Genomic DNA, 17,595 nt, shown 5'->3' with positions numbered 1-17,595 from the left:
CCGGCGCTGTGATGCCCGTGCCCGGCCGCGGTGCGGAAGCGGACCTTCCGCTCCGGCCGAACCCGGTGCGGGCGCGGGAAGCGCCGTCGTGCGAGAAGCGTTCGTCGAAGGGACTCTTGGTGATCAAATCGCGTGCGGTGGTGGCAGCCGGCCGTGGGCAGCCGGTCGAGGTGGTCTCGATCGAGGTTCCGGAGCCAGGGCCGGGTGAGGTCCTGGTGCGAGTGCAGGCCTGCGGGGTGTGCCACACGGATCTGCACTACCGCGAGGGCGGGATCGGCGACGACTTCCCCTTCCTGCTCGGGCACGAGGCCGCAGGCGTCGTCGAGGCCACGGGGCCGGGCGTGACCGAGGTGGTTGAGGACGACTTCGTCGTGCTGAACTGGCGCGCCGTGTGCGGCACCTGCCGCGCCTGCTCGCGAGGGCGTCCCTGGTACTGCTTCGACACCGGCAAGGCCGAGCAGCCGATGGTGATGGGTGACGGTACCGTCCTGTCCCCGGCGCTGGGCATCGGTGCTTTCAGCGAGCGCACGCTCGTCCACGCCGGTCAGTGCACGAAGGTGGACCCGGCGGCTCGGCCGGCCGTGGTCGCCCTGCTGGGGTGCGGCGTCATGGCCGGAGCCGGTGCTGCGATCAACACCGCGCAGGTCTCCCGCGGGGACTCGGTGGCGGTGATCGGCTGCGGTGGCGTCGGCGACGGTTCGATCATGGGTGCTCGACTGGCCGGGGCTTCGCGGATCATCGCGGTCGACACGGATCCGACCAAGTTGAAGTGGGCCGAGGAGTTCGGCGCGACGCACACCGTCAACGCCCGGGAGGTCGATGCCGTCTCCGGGATCAAGTCGCTGACCGGGGGATACGGTGCGGACGTCGTGATCGACGCGGTGGGGCGCCCGGAGACCTTCCAGCAGGCGTTCTACGCCCGCGACCTCGCCGGCACCGCGGTCCTGGTCGGCGTTCCGACGCCGGAGTGGGAGCTGCAGCTGCCGTTGATCGACGTGTTCGCGCGCGGTGGCGCCATCAAGTCCTCGTGGTACGGCGACTGCCTGCCGAGCCGCGACTTCCCCGTGCTGGCGGACCTGTACCTGCAGGGCCGGTTGCCGCTGGAGAAGTTCGTCACCGAGGAGATCGCGCTCGACCAGGTCGAGGAGGCGTTCGCGAGGATGGAGCGCGGCGAGGTGCTGCGATCGGTGGTGGTGTTCTGATGGACGCCCGCATCGATCGCACGACCACCTCCGGGACCTTCTCGCTGGACGGTCAGACCTTCGAGGTGGACAACAACGTGTGGGTGCTCGGTGATGACGACGAGTGCGTGGTCATCGACGCTCCTCATGACGCAGCAGCGATCCGGAGGGTGATCGCCGGTCGCCGCCTGGTCGCGATCCTGGCCACCCACGCCCACGACGACCACGTCCGGGTCGCCCCGGCTCTCGCCGAGGCCACGGGTGCGCCCGTGCTGCTGCACGCCGACGATCTCGTGCTGTGGCGTCAGGTTCACGGGAGCCGGGAGCCGGCGGGCCACCTGGTGGACGGCCAGGAGATCGAGGTCGCCGGCATCGTCGTGCGCGTCGTGCACACCCCTGGGCACGCGCCGGGCGCGGTGTGCTTCGACGTGCCGGCCCTGGACGCGGTCTTCACCGGCGACACCCTCTTCGCCGGGGGCCCGGGTGCGACCGGACGGTCCTATTCGGACTTCCACCTCATCATCCGCTCGATCCGGGACAAGCTCTTCCACTTGCCCGACTCCCGGTCCGTCCTGCCCGGACACGGCGCGACCACGACCATCGGTGCTGAACGACCGCACCTCGACGAGTGGATCAGCCGGGGCTACTGACCGATGGGCGCTGGGTGGTCCACAGGAGACCAACGGGGTTCCTCTCGTTGGGCCTTGCGCACCGCTCAGCGCCGATTCCGGGCCGTCGGTTGAACACGCGTTGCTGGGTGTTCGACGAGCCGAATACGCTCCTCGGCGCGCGCGAATTGCACTGGCGCTGACCGCCGATCCTCCGTGGTGGCGGTGTTCGGTCGTCCACCTACTGCTCGGGCGCGATCAACGCGAGGAGGAATGCCTCATGCCGGAAACTCCCAGCGCCCGCACCACAGGTGAGCGAGCGATGTCCGATGCCACGTCCACACCCCTCCGGCTGGCCGCCTTGGATGCCGTGAGCCGGGGGAACATCTGCTTCCACAACGGGTTCCTCGATCCCGAAGTGGGATACTCGTGGGTTCCCGGCGTTGTCAGTCCGATGACTGATGAGTTGCGCCGGGCGCTGCACGATCTGTGGGTTGCGGACCTGATCGACATCGAGACGCGGGATCTGTTCGCGCCGCGAGGTCACCGCGTGGTGATCACCCGGCGGGGGAACCGAGCGCTTCGCTACTGGTCGCTTTCCGATCACGGTGGTTTCGCCGCATGATGCGGGTGACCGTCGAACCGGTGCCGGCGACGCTGCGCGGGCCGCAAACCCGCTGGTGATCCGGAGAGCCCGCGCTCGATGTGTCCGGGTGGCCGGCAGGAGGAACGATGACGAGCGAACCCGCCGTGCGCTGCACCGGTCTGCGCTACCGCTTCGGGCGCACCGCGGCGGTCGACGGCGTGGAGCTGAGCATCGAACCGGGCACTGTCTTCGGCCTGCTGGGCCCCAACGGAGCCGGGAAGACGACCACGATCCGCATGATCTCGACCCTGCTGCCGGTACCGACCGGAGCGGTCGAGGTCTTCGGAGTGGACGTCAACCTGCGCAAGCTCGCCGTCCGCAGGTTGATCGGTTACGTCCCGCAGCAGCTCTCCGCGGATTCGGCGCTGAGCGGCTGGGAGAACGTCGCGCTGTTCGCGCGGCTGTTCGACGTGCCCCGGGCGCAGCGGCGGTCCGCGGTGGAGGCGGCACTGCGCGCGGTCGGCCTGGAGGAGGTCGCGGGGCGGACCGCGAGCACGTACTCCGGCGGCTTGATCCGACGCCTCGAGTTGGCGCAGGCGCTGGTCAGCGCGCCGCGCCTGCTGGTGCTGGACGAGCCGACGGTCGGGCTCGACCCCGTCGCGCGGGCGGGCGTGTGGGAGCACATCGAGCGCATGCGCGCCGCAACGGGGATGACGGTGCTGATCACCACGCACTACATGGAGGAGGCCGACAGGCGGTGCGATCGGGTGGCTTTCATGCACCGCGGGCGGGTACGGAGCGAAGGGCCACCGCGGGACCTCTGCGCGGCCGTGGGGCCGGAGGCGACGCTGGAGGACGCCTTCCGCGCGGTGACCGGCGGCACGCTCGCCGGTGATGCGGGGGAGGGGATGCGCCAGGTCCGCGCTGCGCGACGGGACGCACGTCATGGTTGACCACGTGCGGTGCGGCCCGGTCCGCTTGATGTGCTCGCGGATCATGACGATGTGCCTGGTGGAGCTGCAGAAGCTGCGCCACGACCGCACCGAGCTGCTGACGCGGGCGGTGCAACCGGCGCTGTGGCTGATCGTCTTCGGCACGACGTTCAGCCGGACACCGGCGTTCCAGACCGGGGGAGTGCGGTACCTGGACTACCTCGCACCGGGCATCGTCGCCCAGTCCGCGCTGTTCATCGCGATCTTCTTCGGCATCCAGATCATCTGGGAGCGCGATGCCGGGATCTTGGCCAAACTGCTGGTCACACCCACGCCGCGGATCGCGATCGTGAGCGGCAAGGCGTGCGCGGCCGGCGTGCGCGCCCTGATCCAGGCCCTGGCGGTGCTCGTGCTCGCCGTCGTGCTGGGAGTTGAGATCACGGCGAATCCCGTGCGGTTGCTGGCCATGTGCGCGGTGGTGGTGCTCGCCTCGGTGTTCTTCTGCTGCTTGTCGATCACCATCGCGGGCCTGGTGCTGTCCCGGGATCGGTTGCTGGGGCTCGGGCAGGCGATCACGATGCCGTTGTTCTTCGGTTCCAGCGCGCTCTACCCGGTGGATCTGATGCCGCAGTGGCTGAGGGTGGTCAACGCCGTCAACCCGCTGAGCTACGAGGTGGACGCTCTGCGCGGCCTGCTCATCGGCACGCCCGCGAACCTGGGGCTGGACTTCGCGGTTCTGGTGGTCGCCGCAGCCGCGATGGCCGGGGTGGCGTCGGCGCTGCTGGGCAGGCTGGTTCGCTGAGCTGCCGACCTGATCTCGACAATCGCGTCAGCCGAAATCGGGCGGGCATATCCGCGATGGCAGTGCGAAAAGGGACGGAATTCTTCGCCGCGCAAAATGCGGAGGCCGACCGATCGCCGTTCGGGTGCTGCAGGAATCCCTTCGTGCTGATCCGGGTTCCACTCGTTCCCAACGCATTGTCCGAAACCACCGGGACGTGGCATGTTTCACACGGGACCATTCCCATCTGGAGAATCTCGGTGATTCCCGAGAACGTCCCGTCAGCGGCCGTCGTCCACGCGAATCAGGCACTGTTGAATCCGGCTCTGGGCGGCGCCGCGCAATCGCGCACCCGAATACCGCAAAGGAGCGGATCGTGACCGCATCGGAAGCAGCGACAACACACCGCGAAACGCCCGTGCCCCAGGAGCCCGAGCCGACACCGGGTCCCCTGACCGGTGATCCCGCACTGATCGGCGTTCCCACCTTCATCGTCGGCTCGATCGCCCTCGGAATGACCCTCGTCGGCTTCGTGCCCGCCGCAGCGGTGGGAGCACCGGTGGCGATCATCCTCGCCGCCACCGGAATAGGACAACTCCTCGCCGCGGTGTGGGCGGCCGGCATCGGCCAGAGCGCGGTGGCGTCCATCTTCGGAATCTTCTCCGGGTTCTGGCTCAGCTACGGATTCCTCGTTCTCGGATTGACCCACGACTGGTTCGGGGTGCCGTCTGAGAGCGCAACCGCCACCCAAGGTCTTTTCCTGAGCTCGTGGTTCGTCACCGTGGCGTTGCTGACCCTGGCGACGCTGCGCCTGCCGGTCGCGTACACCTTGCTCTTCGGGTTGATCGCCGCTGCCCTGATGATCGTCCTGGTCGCGACGGTGCAGGATTCGACGGAGCTGAAGGCCGTCGGCGGGTACGTGGTCTTCACCTTCGCCGCTCTGGGTTGCTACCTGTTCTTCCACGTCATGTCGGTGGCGACAGGAGGACGGGGACTGCCGCTCGGCCATCCGGTTGGGGCCGGGCCACCGCCGCCCCGCGGGGCGGGGGCCCCCCCCCCCCCGCGCTTCGCCTCGTCCTGCTGACCGCGGTCAGCTCGTCGGCAGCGCGGGCGGCTGGCCGGAGCACTCGTAGTGCGCGAGCTGGTCGATCCTGCGCTGGTGGCGGCCGCCTTCGAACTCCGTGGTGAGGAACGCGTGGACGATGCGTTCGGCCTCGGTGAGCGTGTGCATCCGGGAACCGACGGCGGCCAGCAGCGCGTTGTTGTGCTGGCGGGCGAGCCGGGCGATGTGGACGTTCCAGATCAGCGCGGCGCGGGCGCCGGGGACCTTGTTCGCGGCGATCTGCTCCCCGTTGCCGGACCCGCCGATGACGATGCCGAGACTGCCCTCGTCGGCCACGACGCGACGAGCCGCGTCGATGCAGAACGGTGGGTAGTCGTCCTCGGCGTCGTAGGTGGCGGGACCGACATCGGTCACCTCGTGGCCGATGTCGGAGAGCTTCTTGGCGAGGTAGGTCTTGAGCTCGAGACCGGCGTGATCGGAGCCTACGTAGATGCGCACGGCACAATCCTTCGCGGTGAATGGGACGATGGTCGCGGCGCGAGGGCGTCAGCCCGCCCGCACTGCGCGCACGGAGCGGCGCGCGGCCTCGGTGACCGCCTCGGTGGTGATGCCGAACTCGGCGTAGAGCCTCTTGTAGTCGGCCGAGGCACCGAAGTGCTCCAGGGAGATGATCTCGCCGGCGTCGCCGACGAAGCGGTGCCACGACTGGGCCACACCCGCCTCCACCGCGACCCGGGCGCGCACCGACGGGGGCAGCACCTGCCGGCGGTAGGCGACGTCCTGCGCCTCGAACCACTCCACGCACGGCATGGACACCACGCGAGCGGCGATGCCCTCGGCCTCCAAGGCATTCCGGGCGGCCACGGCCAGCTGCACCTCGGAGCCGGTCGCGATCAGCACCACCTCGGGGGCGCCGGAGGAGGCCTCGGCGAGCACGTAGCCGCCGCGAGCGACGCCCTGCGGGTCCGTGCCGTCGAGGACCGGCACTTCCTGGCGGGTCAGCGCCAGGCCTGCGGGCCCGTCGGTGTTCTCCAGGATCGCCTTCCACCCGAAGGCGGTCTCGTTGGCATCGGCCGGGCGCACGATCGCCAGGTCCGGGATGGCTCGCAGGCTGGACAGGTGCTCGACCGGCTGGTGCGTCGGCCCGTCTTCGCCCAGACCGATCGAGTCGTGGGTCCAGACGTAGATGACCGGCTGGTGCATCAGCGCCGCCAGTCGCACGGCCGGGCGCATGTAGTCGCTGAAGACCATGAACGTGCCGCCGTAGGGGCGGGTGCCGCCGTGCAGGGCGATGCCGTTGAGGATCGCGCCCATCGCGTGCTCGCGGATCCCGAAGTGCAGCGTGCGCCCGTAGGGCTGGGCGTTCCAGGTGCCGGTGGAGATGGCCTGGGGACCGAAGGAGTCCGCGCCCTTCATGGTGGTGTTGTTGCTCTCTGCCAGGTCGGCCGAACCGCCCCACAGCTCCGGCAGCACGTCGGCCAGCGACGCCAGGACTTCTGCGGAGGCCTTGCGGGTGGCGATGCCCTTCTCGTCGGGCTCCCAGCTCGGCAGTTCGTCGGCCCACCCGGTCGGCAGCTCGCGGGCCTGCATCCGGTCCAGCAGCGCCTTGCGCTGCGGGTTGTCGGCCGCCCACGAGTCGAAGGCGATCTGCCACTTCTCCCGGGCGGCTCTGCCTCGTTCGGCGGCGGCGCGGGTGTGCTCCAGCACCGCGTCGTCGACCTGGAAGGACTGCTCCGGGTCGAAGCCCAGCAGCTTCTTGACCTCGCCGAGCTCGTCGGCGCCCAGCGCGGCGCCGTGGGCCTTGCCGGTGTTCATCTTCGTCGGCGCCGGGTAGCCGATGACCGTGCGCAGCACGATCAGGGTCGGGCGCTCGGTCTCGGCGCGGGAGGCCTTGAGCGCATCGAGGATGCCGGTGATGCACTCGCCGCCGTCGACGGTGACCACGTGCCAGCCGTAGGCCTCGTAGCGCTTGGCGGTGTCCTCGGACAGCGCGATCTTCGTGTCGTCCTCGATGGAGATGTCGTTGGCGTCGTAGATGACCGTGAGGTTGCCCAGCTGCTGCGTGCCGGCCAGCGAGGAGGCCTCGGAGGTCACGCCTTCCTCGATGTCGCCGTCGGAGGCGATCACGTAGATGTGGTGGTCGAAAACGCTGTCGCCAGGAGCGGTTTCGGGGTCCAGCAGTCCGCGCTCGCGGCGTGCGGCCATCGCCATGCCCACCGCGTTGGCCAACCCTTGCCCCAGCGGGCCGGTGGTGGTCTCCACGCCCTTGGTGTGCCCGTACTCCGGGTGGCCCGGGGTCAGCGAGCCCCACTTGCGCAGCTGCTTGAGGTCCTCGACCTCCAGGCCGTAGCCGGAGAGGAACAGCTGCACGTACAGCGTCAGGCTCGAGTGACCCGCTGAGAGCACGAAGCGGTCGCGACCGAGCCACTGCGGATCGTTCGGGTCGTGCCGCATGACGTGGTGGAACAGCGTGTAGGCGGCGGGCGCGAGGCTCATCGCGGTGCCCGGGTGGCCGCTTCCGCAGTTCTCCACCGCGTCGGCGGCCAGCACGCGCGCGGTGTCGATCGCCCGCCGGTCCAGTTCGGTCCAGTCGTCGGGAACGTGTGCCTTGGTCAAGCGGTCGAGCTCGTCGCTCACGCGGTACTGGGAGGTGGTTTCGTTCGCGATCATGGACGCGCACTCCTGGTGGTCTGGTTGCTCGCGGTGCTTCGGGAGGGGGTTCGGCGTGGGGACGTGGCCGCTTCAGGCGGGCCACATCCGCGAGTGCTCGGGGTGGTCGTCGTCGACCAAGCGATGCGCCAAGGCGATCGCTTCGTTCCGGTCGGCCTTGTCGAGCGCGGGCTCGGCCCGGGCGATGCCCTCGAAGACGGTGGCCAGGCGCTCTGCTGTGGTCGGGGACATGCTGTGGTCGAGGCCGATGCCGCGCCCGTAGCGCCGCCGCATCACCGCCGCGGCGTCGAGCAGCAGGGAGCGTTGAGCCTCGTGCAAATCCCGCTGGCTGTTGAAGGTCTCCATCTGACTTCCCCTTTCACTCACGGCGCGTTCGCGGTGCACTCCGCGGCGGAGCAGATCGGTCGATCAGGACGCGGACGCCGACCGGGTCATGGCGGCGTGCAGCTCGGCCACGGCCGTTCGCTTCCCGTGCGGGTGGGACAGCACGGCCGAACCGGCGACGAGGAGTTCTGCTCCCGCGTACCAGGCGTTCCGCGCGGTGGTGGTCGAAATCCCGCCGTCCACCTCGATCTTCACCGGGCTGCCGGACGAGTCGACCAGCGCGCGCATCTCCGCGACCTTGTCCTCCATCGCGGCGATGTACTTCTGCCCGCCGAAGCCGGGGTTGACCGTCATGATCACGATCTGGTCGATCCGGTCGAGCACGTGGCGGACGAAGTCGAGCGGGGTCGACGGGTTGACGGCGACCCCGGCTTTCGCATCGAGGTCGCGGATCGTGGACAGCGTGCGGTGCAGGTGCGCGCAGGTCTCGGCGTGCACGATGACGGTCTCGCAGCCGGCGGCGACGAACTCGGAGATCACCGGGTCCGGGTCCTGCACCATGAGGTGGGCCTCGAACGGCAGGGAGCTGTAGTCGCGGCACGCGGCCACGACGTCCGGGCCGAAGGTCATGTTGGGGACGAAGCGCCTGTCCATGACGTCCCACTGGATGCGGCCCACGCCCGCGTCGGTGAGGTCGGCGACCTCATCACCGAGGCGCGCGTAGTCCGCGCCGAGGACCGAACCGACGATCACCGGCTTCGTCAACGACCAACTCGGTGCGGAATGCCGTGGTTCTGCGCGCAGCGTCCTGTTCGGCTCGTCCACCATCAAGCGCTCCTCCCGATCATGTGTCCGGAATTGCTGTTCCCGATTCCCGGCGGAGAGGGACAACTCCGGACAACGCGTCCAGCCGGGCAACAGCCGTGATGGCATGTCTTTCGTGATCGCGAAATGATTGGTTTCCGGCAGACCCGAATTCGGGCCGTTTCCGCTGAAGCGGACCGGAACGGGTGTCAGGGGGCCGCGGAGAAATGCCCCGGCCCCCTGACACCTCGTGCTCGAAACCGGTTCCGGGTCGGTCAGCGAATGAGGCTCTTGAGGGCCTTCGCCGCCGCCGCGGGGTCCTCGGCGCTGCGGATCGCCCCGCCGGCCACCGCCACGGTCGCCCCGGAATCCTGCACCGCCTTGATGGAGGCGGCGGTGATGCCGCCGGCGATCGAGAACGGGACGCCGGCCTGCTTGCCGTCATCGAGCAGCGAATCGATCGTGTAGCCGGGCTTGGCCTGCTCGTCGAGCCCGGCGTGGATCTCCACGAAGGAAACGCCCAGCTTGGACACCTCGCGAATGCGGGCGACCCGGTCGTCGACGATGGTGATCATGTCGGCGACGACGTCCTTGCCGTGCTTGCGACCGGCGGCCACGGCACCTCGCACGGTGTCGTCGTCGGCCGCACCCATCACGGTGACCAGGTCCGCTCCCGCCGTGAAGGCGAGGTCGGCCTCCAGCTCACCGGCGTCGGCGGTCTTCATGTCGGCGAAGACCAGCTTGTCGGGGTGGGCGGCCTTGATCGCGGTGATCGCGTCAAGTCCTTCGGCCTTGATCAGCGGCGTGCCCAGCTCGAGGATGTCCACGTACTCGGCGGTCTGACGGGCCAGGGTCAGCGCCTGGTCGAGTTTGGCGACGTCCAGTGCTACCTGCAGCTTCACGGTATTTCTCCTCATCGGTGATGATCGGTGGATTCCGGTGGTGGGGCACGGATGACCTGCGTCGAGATCCACAACGCGGCGAGCATCGAAAACCGGCCGGAGTCGGCTTCCTGTTTCCGGATTCCGGACAGAATGGTTAGCAGATCACAACGTCGCTCGACGGGTACCGTTCATTGATTCCTTCGGCCGCCCTTCCTGGGCTCCGCATTTCTGTCGGAACCGGAACGGGCAACGGCCTGTGACACTGCACGGATCTGTACGTCTAGTCAACCAGCGCGGAACGAACGGATGCCATTGCGGCACAGACGGTCGGGAGAAAGTCCCAGGTGGCAATTCGATGAAGTGCGAAGAATGGTGTTGCGATCCGCGTGGACGCCAACGTATGATCCTTCCGGCGCTCACCGCGAAATAGTCGGGTGGCCGGGCTGCGATTCCGGTGGAGCTGCTGATTGTGCGTCCGTTGAAAGCGCACGAGGCGCTGTGAACTTCTGATCTCCTGAAGAGACGTGTCTCCACAGCTCTTCTCGCACGGCCCCGATCACTGGGAAGCAGCGGAGTGCTGCGGCTTTCGGCATCGTCTCCGGGCGTTGCCAGTTCGGCCTGAGCGCTGGCCGTGGTGAACCACCTGGGGGTCAGCGAGAACCTTGCCGTCGAATCTCGAGAGGAGGTGTGGCAATGGAGTCCGGAATCCCGCAGTGGGAATCGCCCCGGTTCGAGGAAATCGGGTGCGCGGCTGAGGTGACGATGTACGTCGCCCAGGTCGAGGAGTGAGCCCGCCCGCCGGTGGGCGGGTCCGAACGTGATCGCGGTGACCGTGGGCACCGGGCATCCGGTGTCCACGGCGCCCCCGCAGCGGTCGCGGTGGTCCCTTCAGAGGAGCAGGAGTTGGCGTGCTGGTGCGTGTGCTGGGTTCGGCGGCAGGGGGCGGTTTCCCGCAGTGGAACTGCGGGTGCCCGGGTTGCCGTGCCGTCCGGGACGGTTCCCGCCCCTGCTCGCCGCGCACGCAGTCCTCGTTGGCGGTCAGCGCCGATGGCGAGCAGTGGGTCCTGATCAACGCCTCGCCGGACGTGCGCGCCCAGATCGAGGCGACGCCGGCCCTGCGCCCGGATGGAGCCAGGGCTACACCGTTGCGGGCGGTGCTGCTCACCGACGCCGAGCTGGACCACTCGTTGGGCCTGCTGTTGCTGCGCGAGGCCCGGTCTTGGCAACTGCACACCACCGCATCGGTCCACGACACCTTGCGCGAGGGCAACTCGGTGTTGCCGACGGTGCGCGCGTACTGCCCGGTGCAGTGGCGCGAGGTCGTGCCGGGTGCGGACGTGCCGCTCGGAAACGGGTTGACGTACCGGGCTTTCGACGTGCCCACCACCAAGCGATCCCGGTTCGGCACCGAACGCGGACCGGGCAGGGTGGTGGGGTACCGCATCACCGACGTCGGCTCCGGGCGGGCGGTGGCGTTGCTGCCCGGGGTGCAGGAGATCACCGACGAGGTGCTCGCGCAGCTGCAGGACTGCTCCTGCGTGTTCGTCGACGGGACGTGTTGGCGCGACGACGAGATGCCGCGCCTGGGCCTGGCGAGCAAGACCTCGCGGGAGATGGGGCACGTGCCGATGAGCGGCCCCGGCGGAAGCTTGGAACGGCTCGCCGACCTGCGCGCGGAGCGGAAGATCTACGTGCACCTGAACAACACCAACCCGGTGCTGCTGGAGGACTCGCCCGAGCGGCGCGAGGTCGAGCGGCGCGGGTTCGAGGTCGCAACCGACGGGATGGAGGTGCGGTTCCACCATGACAGCACTCGATGAGACACAGGCGCCTGCGGGCACCGAGGAGTTCGTGGCAGCGCTGCGGGCCAACGCGCGGCGCTACCACCACCAGCACCCCTTCCACCTGCGGATGAACCGGGGCGAGCTCAGCCGCGAGCAGATCCGCGGCTGGGTGGCCAACCGGTTCCACTACCAGCAGTGCATTCCGCTCAAGGACGCGGCGATCCTGTCGAACTGCCCGGACCCGGAGTTCCGGCGCCGCTGGATCGGCCGCATCCTCGACCACGACGGCACCGCTTCGGACCCCGGCGGAATCGAGGCGTGGCTGCGGCTGGCCGAAGCAGTGGGGCTCAGCCGCGCGGAAGTGCGCGACGAGCGGCACGTGGTACCCGGGGTGCGGTTCGCGGTGGACGCCTACGTGACATTCACCCGCACGCGGCCGTGCGCCGAAGCCGTGGCCTCCTCGCTGACCGAGTTGTTCGCGCCGGACCTGATGAGCGAGCGGCTCGCCGCGTTCGAGCGGTACTACACCTGGGTCGAGGGCGAGGGGCTGACCTACTTCCGCAACCGGCTGCACCAGGCCCCGCGCGACTCCGAGCACGCGCTGCAGCTGGTGACCGAGTGGTGCCGCTCGGACGATCAGCGCGAGCGCGCGGTCGCGGCCCTGTCGTTCAAGTGCGACGTCCTCTGGAGCATGCTCGATGCCATCGACCAAGCCTACCCAGGCTGAACCGGCCCGGATGCCGGACTCGGCGCGCCCCCGCTTGGCGGCCGCTCTGCGGCTGACCTTCGACGAGGTGCGCGGGCAGCACGTGCTGCTGGGCCCCGAGTCCGTGCGGGTGCTGAACCCGACCGGCGCGGCGATCCTGCAGCTCTGCGACGGACGGCGGGACCTCGGCGGGATCGTCGCGCAGCTGCAGGAGCGCTTCGCCGGCGCTGAACCCGGTGAGGTGCGGGCGTTCCTCGGTCACCTCGCCGCCAAGCGATGCGTGGAGATCGATGATGACTGACACTCCGAGCACGATGCCCAGTCCGTTCGGCCTGCTGGCGGAGCTGACCTACGCGTGCCCGCTGCACTGCGCGTACTGCTCGAACCCGCTCAACCTCGCCGACTACCGCGACGAGCTGTCCACGGAGGACTGGAAGCGGGTGATCGGCGAAGCGCGCGCGCTGGGCGTGCTGCAGCTGCACCTGTCCGGCGGGGAACCGCTGCAGCGTCGCGACGTGGTCGAGATCGTGCGCTTCGGCACCGATCTCGGGATGTACACGAACCTGATCACCAGCGCGCTCGGTCTGTCGCGCCGTCGCGCCGAAGACCTCCGCGCGGCCGGGTTGGACCACGTGCAGATCAGCGTGCAGGCCGATGAACCGGCCAGTTCCGACCGCATCGCGGGCACGGCGTCGTTCGCGCGCAAGGCCGAGGCGGCGCGGCTGGTCAAGGAACTGGGCTGGCCGCTGACGTTGAACGTGGTGCTGCACCGCCAGAACATCGATCGGATCGGCGAGATCCTCGAACTGGCGGAGCAGCTCGACGCCGACCGGGTCGAGCTGGCCAACACCCAGTACTACGGCTGGGCGTGGCGCAATCGTGATGCCCTGCTGCCCAGCCGCGCGCAGCTGGAACGATCCGAGCGGATCGTGCGCGAACAGCGCGAACGGCTGCAGGGCATGGAGATCATCCACGTGCTGCCGGACTACTACAGCGATTACCCGAAGGCGTGCATGGGCGGGTGGGCGCAGCGGCAGCTGACGGTGGCGCCGAACGGGGATGCGTTGCCGTGCCCGACCGCGCAGTCGTTGCCGCTGCCGCGCGCGAGCGTGCGCGAGCACTCGCTGGCCTGGATCTGGCGGGAATCACCGCTGTTCAACGCGTTCCGCGGTGTCGACTGGATGCCGGAGCTGTGCCGCAGTTGCGTGCGCCGGGACGAGGACTTCGGCGGCTGCCGCTGCCAGGCCTTCCAGATGACCGGTGACGCCTCGCGCACCGACCCGATCTGCCACCTCTCGCCGGATCGCGGGCTCGTCGACGAGGCCATCCGCGCGGTCAACGAGGACGAGCGTGTCGTGGTCGGCGAGCTCATCCCCAGGCCGCACCCGCGCGACCAGCGGTAGGGCCGCAGGCACAGCACCCCCTCCGCACCTGAGGTGCGGTACAAGACGGCGGCGACCCCGGGCCGGGCATTCCCCTCAAGCCGGCCCGGGGCCGCCGCTTTCCACGTCCGGGACGTCGTCGCCGTCCAGTCGTAGATCAGCATCGCGTTCTCGCGGATGGGAATCATGTTCGCGCACCGACATTCCTCAGACCCGTTTGAGCGGGTTTCAAAACCGTTCGTGCGACCCGGGTATCTGTTCGTGACCGCGACGTTGACGTAGACGTACAGATCCGTGCAGTCTCATGAACCAGAATTCGTTCGTGCTGCGGCGCAAAAAGCCGCGGATCCGAGGAACGAGCGGCTCGCACCGCCGATCTCCTCGGTGACCATCGAGCAATTGATCTCTGCCATGTGCGGCCGCGACTCCGTGGTCGCGCTGAACTGATGAACAGATCCGACCGACGAGTGGAGGGTGTCGCGATGACCGACACGGGTACTGCTGATCGGAATATGGGCGAGAAGCTCAATCCGCCCCTTTTCAACTACGCGACGCTGGCCATCAGCACCGAGGTGGAACGGGTCTGCAGGGCCATCCAACCGGCGGCGTGGGCGCGGGCCGGAGCGATGTTGCTCAAGGCGCCGGCGGTGTTCACCGTCGGCACCGGGCGCAGCGGTCTCGCCCTGCAGATGGCCGCGATGCGGTTCATGCACCTCGGGCTGTCCGCGCACGTCGTGGGCGCGACGACGGCCCCTGCGATCGGTTCGGGCGACGTGTTGGTGGCGGCATCGGGGTCGGGCTCCACGTCCCGAGTGGTGCGGGCTGCCGAGACCGCGCGCAAGCAAGGTGCGAACGTGGTGGCGCTGACCACCGCCGCTGATTCCCCGTTGGCCAAGGCCGCGACCGAGGTGCTGGTGATCCCGGCTGCGGACAAGCAGGATTTCGACGGGACGGCCTCCAACCAGTACGCGGGCAGCCTGTTCGAGCAGTCCGTTCTGCTGCTCACCGACGCCCTGTTCCACGCGTTGTGGAGGTCCAGCGGAATTCAGGCCCGCGACTTGTGGCGCCTCCACGCGAATCTCGAGTGAGCAGCGCCCGGGGAATCGCGAGGAATTCATCGATTCGATTCGACATCGCGCGTGGTCGTGCGCGGGCGATCCTGTGCTGATCGCAGGGCCGGTCAACTCCGTGATCCTTCTGCCGCAATTGAGGCAACAGACAATTCGAGGAGCCTGAGATGCAGGGTCGAACTGAGCTCGCGCCGCGAACTCGCACCGATGTCCACACGCTGGAATCGGTCGCGCTGGCGGCCACGCACAAGGCTGCGCTGGCCAGCCAGGCCTGGGTCGGCAGGCACGACAAGAAGGCTGCCGACGGCGTGGCCACCGAGGCCATGCGCGAGGTGTTGGCCGGCGCTCCGGGGCGAGGCACGGTCGTCATCGGGGAAGGGGAGAAGGACGAGGCCCCGATGCTGTACAACGGGGAATCCGTGGGCAACGGTCTCGGTCCGGACTTCGACATCGCAGTGGACCCCCTCGAGGGCACCTCGTTCTGCGCGAAGAACCTCCCCGGTGCGATGGCCACGATCGCCTTCGCCGAATCCGGGACCCTGTGGTCGCCCGGCCCCGGGTTCTACATGGACAAGATCGTGGTACCGCCCCCGGCGAAGGGCGTGGTCGACCTCGCCGACTCCCCTGAGCGCACGCTGGCCAACGTCGCGGGCGCTCTCGGCAAGAAGGTGGGCGAGCTGCGCGTGGTCATCATGGACAAACCGCGGCATCAGGACCTGATCGCGCGGGTGCTGCGCGCGGGCGCGGCGGTGCACACGCCCGCCGAAGGTGATGTCGGGGGAAGTCTCGAGGTGCTCCTGCCGACCGGCGACGCCGACCTCCTCCTCGGGGTCGGTGGCACGCCCGAGGGGGTGATGACCGCCGCAGCGGTTCGCGGGCTCGGAGGTGACATGCTCGGTCGTCTCGCGCCGCAACGCGCTGAGGAGGCCGAGGCGATCCGCGCGGCGGGCATGGACCTCGACCGCATCTACACCTGCGACGAACTCGTCAGCGGCGATGCCCTCTTCGCCGCGACCGGCGTCACCAGCGGATCGCTGCTGAGCCGGCCCCGGGAAACCGACGGAGCGGTTGTCGCGGAGTCCCTCCTGATCTCCAGGGGGCAGGTGCGCCGCGTCGCGCACACCACCTTCGGGTCCTGTCCGGGGACGATCAGCGTTCCCAGCTGATCGCACGCCCCGCGGTGGGCCGGCCGCGTCCTGCGGATGGCGGCCTCGTGGGCGGTTTTCGACCGTCCACAGCACTCATTTTGCCGGCCACGCCATTACGGCCATCACGTTTGAGGAGATCCGGTGACATTGCACCTGGACGACCTGCGCGTTCGCCACCTCGGTGAGTGTCACTACGACTCACCGTTCTCCGAGATGCTCGCCGCCAAGAAGACCTCTCCGCACTACGTCGCGGAAGGCGACCGGGTTCTGCTCGAAGACACCGTGTCCATGCTCGCCGAGCACGGCCTCCCGCCCGACCGGCTTCCGAGCTTCGAAGCCGCCGGGCCGCGCCGGAAGATCTACTTCGATCCGGCTCACGTCACGGCGGGCATCGTCACCGCCGGTGGGCTGTGCCCGGGCCTCAACGACGTGATCCGGGGCCTGGTCCAAGAACTGACCGTGCACTACGAGGTCAAGCGCATCTTGGGCTTCCGCAACGGTTTTCGCGGGATGACGGCCGAACGCTGCAACGACACCATCGAGCTCACGCCCGATCGCGTCCGCGACATCCACAACGCGGGTGGCACCATCCTGGGCAGTTCGCGCGGTGCGCAGGACGCCGACGAGATGGTCGACAGCCTCGTGCTGCGGGGCATCAACGTCCTGTTCGTCATCGGTGGTGACGGGGGCATGCGCGCCGCGACGCGCCTGGCCGCGGCGATCAGGGCGCGCGGTCTCGACATCGCGGTCATCGGGGTCCCGAAGACGATCGACAACGACCTGCCCTACACCGACCAGTCCTTCGGGTTCCAGAGCGCGTTCGCCCAGGCGGCCAACTTCATCTCCTCGGTGTCGGTCGAGGCCGCGGCCAGTCCGGACGGCATCGGCATCGTGAAGCTGATGGGACGGCATTCCGGGTTCATCGCCTGCTACGCCTCGTTGGCTCGCAACGCCGCGGACATCGTGCTGATCCCGGAGGTGCCGTTCGTCCTCGAGGGGCCGGACGGCCTGTTGGCCCGCGTCGAGCGGCACGTGCGCGCCAAGGGCTTCGTGGTGATCGTGGCCGCCGAGGGGGCGGGCCAGGACCTCCTCGAGCAGCGCGGCCTGCTCGAGGACGCCACGGATGCCTCCGGCAACGCCAAGCTGGGTGACATCGGGGCGCTGCTGCGGGAGAGCATCACCGCTCACCTCACCGAGGTCGGTCTGGCTCCCACGATCCGCTACATCGATCCGAGCTACGCCATCCGCAGCGTCACCGCGAACGCCTACGACAGCGTCTACTGCCTGCGCTTGGCCCATGCAGCGGTGCACGCGGCGATGGCCGGTCGCACGGAAACGGCGGTCGTGCGCTGGCGGCGGCGCTTCGTGCACGTGCCGATGCCGTTGATCATCAGCCATCGCAACCAGGTCGATCCGGACGGCGATCTGTGGATGTCGGTGCTCGAAGCGACCGGGCAGCTCGTTCAGCCCCGAACCTGCGACCCGCTCGACATCGATCTCGGCGGTCGAGGCGTGTGCCGGTCGACCGCGGTCCGGTAGGGCGGCGGTGGCGAGCCGGCGGTTCTTCCGGGCGTCGGCTCAGCGACGGGATTCGGTCGTGGGCGAGTTCTCATTTCGTGCTGGAGAAATGCTCCGCGCATGTGCGAGAATCCGGCGATCTTCAATTCCGTTC

At 69.0% G+C, this 17,595-nt stretch carries 19 protein-coding genes; 14 read left to right on the top strand and 5 right to left on the bottom strand.

The genetic code is table 11. The features are described from left to right. Nucleotides 1–116 precede the first annotated feature (116 nt). The 6 genes from R4I43_RS03700 (at nt 117) to R4I43_RS03675 (ending at nt 5,172) form a co-directional block, all read left to right on the top strand. On the top strand, nt 117–1,202 hold the full coding sequence (locus tag R4I43_RS03700; RefSeq protein WP_324264073.1) for an S-(hydroxymethyl)mycothiol dehydrogenase: 1,086 nt from the start codon (nt 117–119) through the stop codon (nt 1,200–1,202). Beyond that, the gene (locus R4I43_RS03695) at nt 1,202–1,831 is read left to right on the top strand and encodes an MBL fold metallo-hydrolase (protein WP_324264072.1); all 630 of its coding nucleotides are present in this window, start codon (nt 1,202–1,204) and stop codon (nt 1,829–1,831) included. Before R4I43_RS03700 ends, R4I43_RS03695 begins: the two co-directional genes overlap by 1 nt. Nucleotides 1,832–2,111: 280 nt before the next feature. Then, nucleotides 2,112–2,414, top strand: a complete 303-nt coding sequence (locus R4I43_RS03690) for a hypothetical protein (protein WP_324264071.1) — start codon at nt 2,112–2,114, stop codon at nt 2,412–2,414. 107 nt (nt 2,415–2,521) lie between these two features. Continuing rightward, complete coding sequence (locus R4I43_RS03685) at nt 2,522–3,328, top strand: ABC transporter ATP-binding protein (protein ID WP_324264070.1); 807 nt, start codon at nt 2,522–2,524, stop codon at nt 3,326–3,328. Beyond that, entirely contained in the window at nt 3,321–4,109 is a 789-nt protein-coding gene (locus R4I43_RS03680) for an ABC transporter permease (RefSeq protein WP_324264069.1), read from the top strand. Before R4I43_RS03685 ends, R4I43_RS03680 begins: the two co-directional genes overlap by 8 nt. 355 nt (nt 4,110–4,464) lie before the next feature. Next, entirely contained in the window at nt 4,465–5,172 is a 708-nt protein-coding gene (locus R4I43_RS03675; RefSeq protein ID WP_324264068.1) for a GPR1/FUN34/YaaH family transporter, read from the top strand. 6 nt (nt 5,173–5,178) lie between these two features. On the opposite strand, the gene R4I43_RS03670 is transcribed toward R4I43_RS03675, so the two are convergent. From R4I43_RS03670 to hxlA, 5 genes are all read right to left on the bottom strand, one after another. Continuing rightward, complete coding sequence (locus R4I43_RS03670; RefSeq protein ID WP_324264067.1) at nt 5,179–5,649, bottom strand: ribose-5-phosphate isomerase; 471 nt, start codon at nt 5,647–5,649, stop codon at nt 5,179–5,181. 48 nt (nt 5,650–5,697) lie between these two features. Next, nucleotides 5,698–7,821, bottom strand: a complete 2,124-nt coding sequence (gene tkt / locus R4I43_RS03665) for a transketolase (protein ID WP_324264066.1) — start codon at nt 7,819–7,821, stop codon at nt 5,698–5,700. A 72-nt stretch (nt 7,822–7,893) separates the two neighbouring features. Next, entirely contained in the window at nt 7,894–8,166 is a 273-nt protein-coding gene (locus R4I43_RS03660) for a hypothetical protein (RefSeq protein ID WP_324264065.1), read from the bottom strand. 63 nt (nt 8,167–8,229) lie between these two features. Beyond that, the gene (gene rpe, locus R4I43_RS03655) at nt 8,230–8,973 is read right to left on the bottom strand and encodes a ribulose-phosphate 3-epimerase (protein ID WP_324264064.1); all 744 of its coding nucleotides are present in this window, start codon (nt 8,971–8,973) and stop codon (nt 8,230–8,232) included. A gap of 251 nt (nt 8,974–9,224) precedes the next feature. Next, the gene (gene hxlA, locus R4I43_RS03650; protein ID WP_324264063.1) at nt 9,225–9,851 is read right to left on the bottom strand and encodes a 3-hexulose-6-phosphate synthase; all 627 of its coding nucleotides are present in this window, start codon (nt 9,849–9,851) and stop codon (nt 9,225–9,227) included. A gap of 675 nt (nt 9,852–10,526) precedes the next feature. Between hxlA and pqqA the strand changes: the two genes are divergently transcribed. The 8 genes from pqqA (at nt 10,527) to R4I43_RS03610 (ending at nt 17,462) form a co-directional block, all read left to right on the top strand. After that, nucleotides 10,527–10,622: a pyrroloquinoline quinone precursor peptide PqqA gene (gene pqqA / locus R4I43_RS03645; RefSeq protein ID WP_324264062.1), complete on the top strand. Its 96-nt coding sequence runs from the start codon at nt 10,527–10,529 to the stop codon at nt 10,620–10,622. Between the two features lie 119 nt (nt 10,623–10,741). Continuing rightward, complete coding sequence (gene pqqB, locus R4I43_RS03640) at nt 10,742–11,653, top strand: pyrroloquinoline quinone biosynthesis protein PqqB (protein WP_324264061.1); 912 nt, start codon at nt 10,742–10,744, stop codon at nt 11,651–11,653. After that, nucleotides 11,637–12,344, top strand: a complete 708-nt coding sequence (gene pqqC, locus R4I43_RS03635) for a pyrroloquinoline-quinone synthase PqqC (RefSeq protein ID WP_324264060.1) — start codon at nt 11,637–11,639, stop codon at nt 12,342–12,344. The genes pqqB and pqqC overlap by 17 nt, the downstream gene beginning before the upstream one ends. Further along, the gene (gene pqqD, locus R4I43_RS03630) at nt 12,316–12,624 is read left to right on the top strand and encodes a pyrroloquinoline quinone biosynthesis peptide chaperone PqqD (RefSeq protein ID WP_324264059.1); all 309 of its coding nucleotides are present in this window, start codon (nt 12,316–12,318) and stop codon (nt 12,622–12,624) included. The genes pqqC and pqqD overlap by 29 nt, the downstream gene beginning before the upstream one ends. Before the next feature lie 13 nt (nt 12,625–12,637). Continuing rightward, nucleotides 12,638–13,726 carry a pyrroloquinoline quinone biosynthesis protein PqqE gene (pqqE, locus tag R4I43_RS03625; RefSeq protein WP_324264299.1) on the top strand — a complete coding sequence of 363 codons (1,089 nt, stop codon included), beginning with the start codon at nt 12,638–12,640 and terminating at the stop codon, nt 13,724–13,726. Between the two features lie 461 nt (nt 13,727–14,187). Beyond that, on the top strand, nt 14,188–14,793 hold the full coding sequence (gene hxlB, locus R4I43_RS03620; RefSeq protein WP_324264058.1) for a 6-phospho-3-hexuloisomerase: 606 nt from the start codon (nt 14,188–14,190) through the stop codon (nt 14,791–14,793). Nucleotides 14,794–14,942: 149 nt separating this feature from the next. Next, entirely contained in the window at nt 14,943–15,941 is a 999-nt protein-coding gene (gene glpX / locus R4I43_RS03615) for a class II fructose-bisphosphatase (RefSeq protein WP_324264057.1), read from the top strand. 123 nt (nt 15,942–16,064) lie between these two features. Continuing rightward, nucleotides 16,065–17,462 (top strand): ATP-dependent 6-phosphofructokinase, encoded by a 1,398-nt coding sequence (locus R4I43_RS03610; RefSeq protein ID WP_324264056.1) that lies wholly within the window; start codon nt 16,065–16,067, stop codon nt 17,460–17,462. Nucleotides 17,463–17,595: the final 133 nt, after the last annotated feature.

The organism is Saccharopolyspora mangrovi (assembly GCF_035320975.1).
In the GTDB taxonomy this organism is placed as follows: domain Bacteria; phylum Actinomycetota; class Actinomycetes; order Mycobacteriales; family Pseudonocardiaceae; genus Saccharopolyspora; species Saccharopolyspora mangrovi.
Note: the sequence above shows the minus strand (reverse complement) of the source record. Positions and strands in the feature narration are given on the sequence as shown.

What these genes read in the sequence shown, in the direction of transcription:
- R4I43_RS03695 (WP_324264072.1), top strand. Translation starts at nt 1,202, where the DNA reads ATGGACGCCCGCATCGATCGCACGACCACCTCCGGGACCTTCTCGCTG.
- R4I43_RS03690 (WP_324264071.1), top strand. Translation starts at nt 2,112, where the DNA reads ATGTCCGATGCCACGTCCACACCCCTCCGGCTGGCCGCCTTGGATGCC.
- R4I43_RS03685 (WP_324264070.1), top strand. Translation starts at nt 2,522, where the DNA reads ATGACGAGCGAACCCGCCGTGCGCTGCACCGGTCTGCGCTACCGCTTC.
- R4I43_RS03680 (WP_324264069.1), top strand. Translation starts at nt 3,321, where the DNA reads ATGGTTGACCACGTGCGGTGCGGCCCGGTCCGCTTGATGTGCTCGCGG.
- tkt (WP_324264066.1), bottom strand. Translation starts at nt 7,821, where the DNA reads ATGATCGCGAACGAAACCACCTCCCAGTACCGCGTGAGCGACGAGCTC.
- R4I43_RS03660 (WP_324264065.1), bottom strand. Translation starts at nt 8,166, where the DNA reads ATGGAGACCTTCAACAGCCAGCGGGATTTGCACGAGGCTCAACGCTCC.
- rpe (WP_324264064.1), bottom strand. Translation starts at nt 8,973, where the DNA reads ATGGTGGACGAGCCGAACAGGACGCTGCGCGCAGAACCACGGCATTCC.
- pqqA (WP_324264062.1), top strand. Translation starts at nt 10,527, where the DNA reads ATGGAGTCCGGAATCCCGCAGTGGGAATCGCCCCGGTTCGAGGAAATC.
- pqqC (WP_324264060.1), top strand. Translation starts at nt 11,637, where the DNA reads ATGACAGCACTCGATGAGACACAGGCGCCTGCGGGCACCGAGGAGTTC.
- pqqD (WP_324264059.1), top strand. Translation starts at nt 12,316, where the DNA reads ATGCCATCGACCAAGCCTACCCAGGCTGAACCGGCCCGGATGCCGGAC.
- pqqE (WP_324264299.1), top strand. Translation starts at nt 12,638, where the DNA reads ATGCCCAGTCCGTTCGGCCTGCTGGCGGAGCTGACCTACGCGTGCCCG.
- hxlB (WP_324264058.1), top strand. Translation starts at nt 14,188, where the DNA reads ATGACCGACACGGGTACTGCTGATCGGAATATGGGCGAGAAGCTCAAT.
- glpX (WP_324264057.1), top strand. Translation starts at nt 14,943, where the DNA reads ATGCAGGGTCGAACTGAGCTCGCGCCGCGAACTCGCACCGATGTCCAC.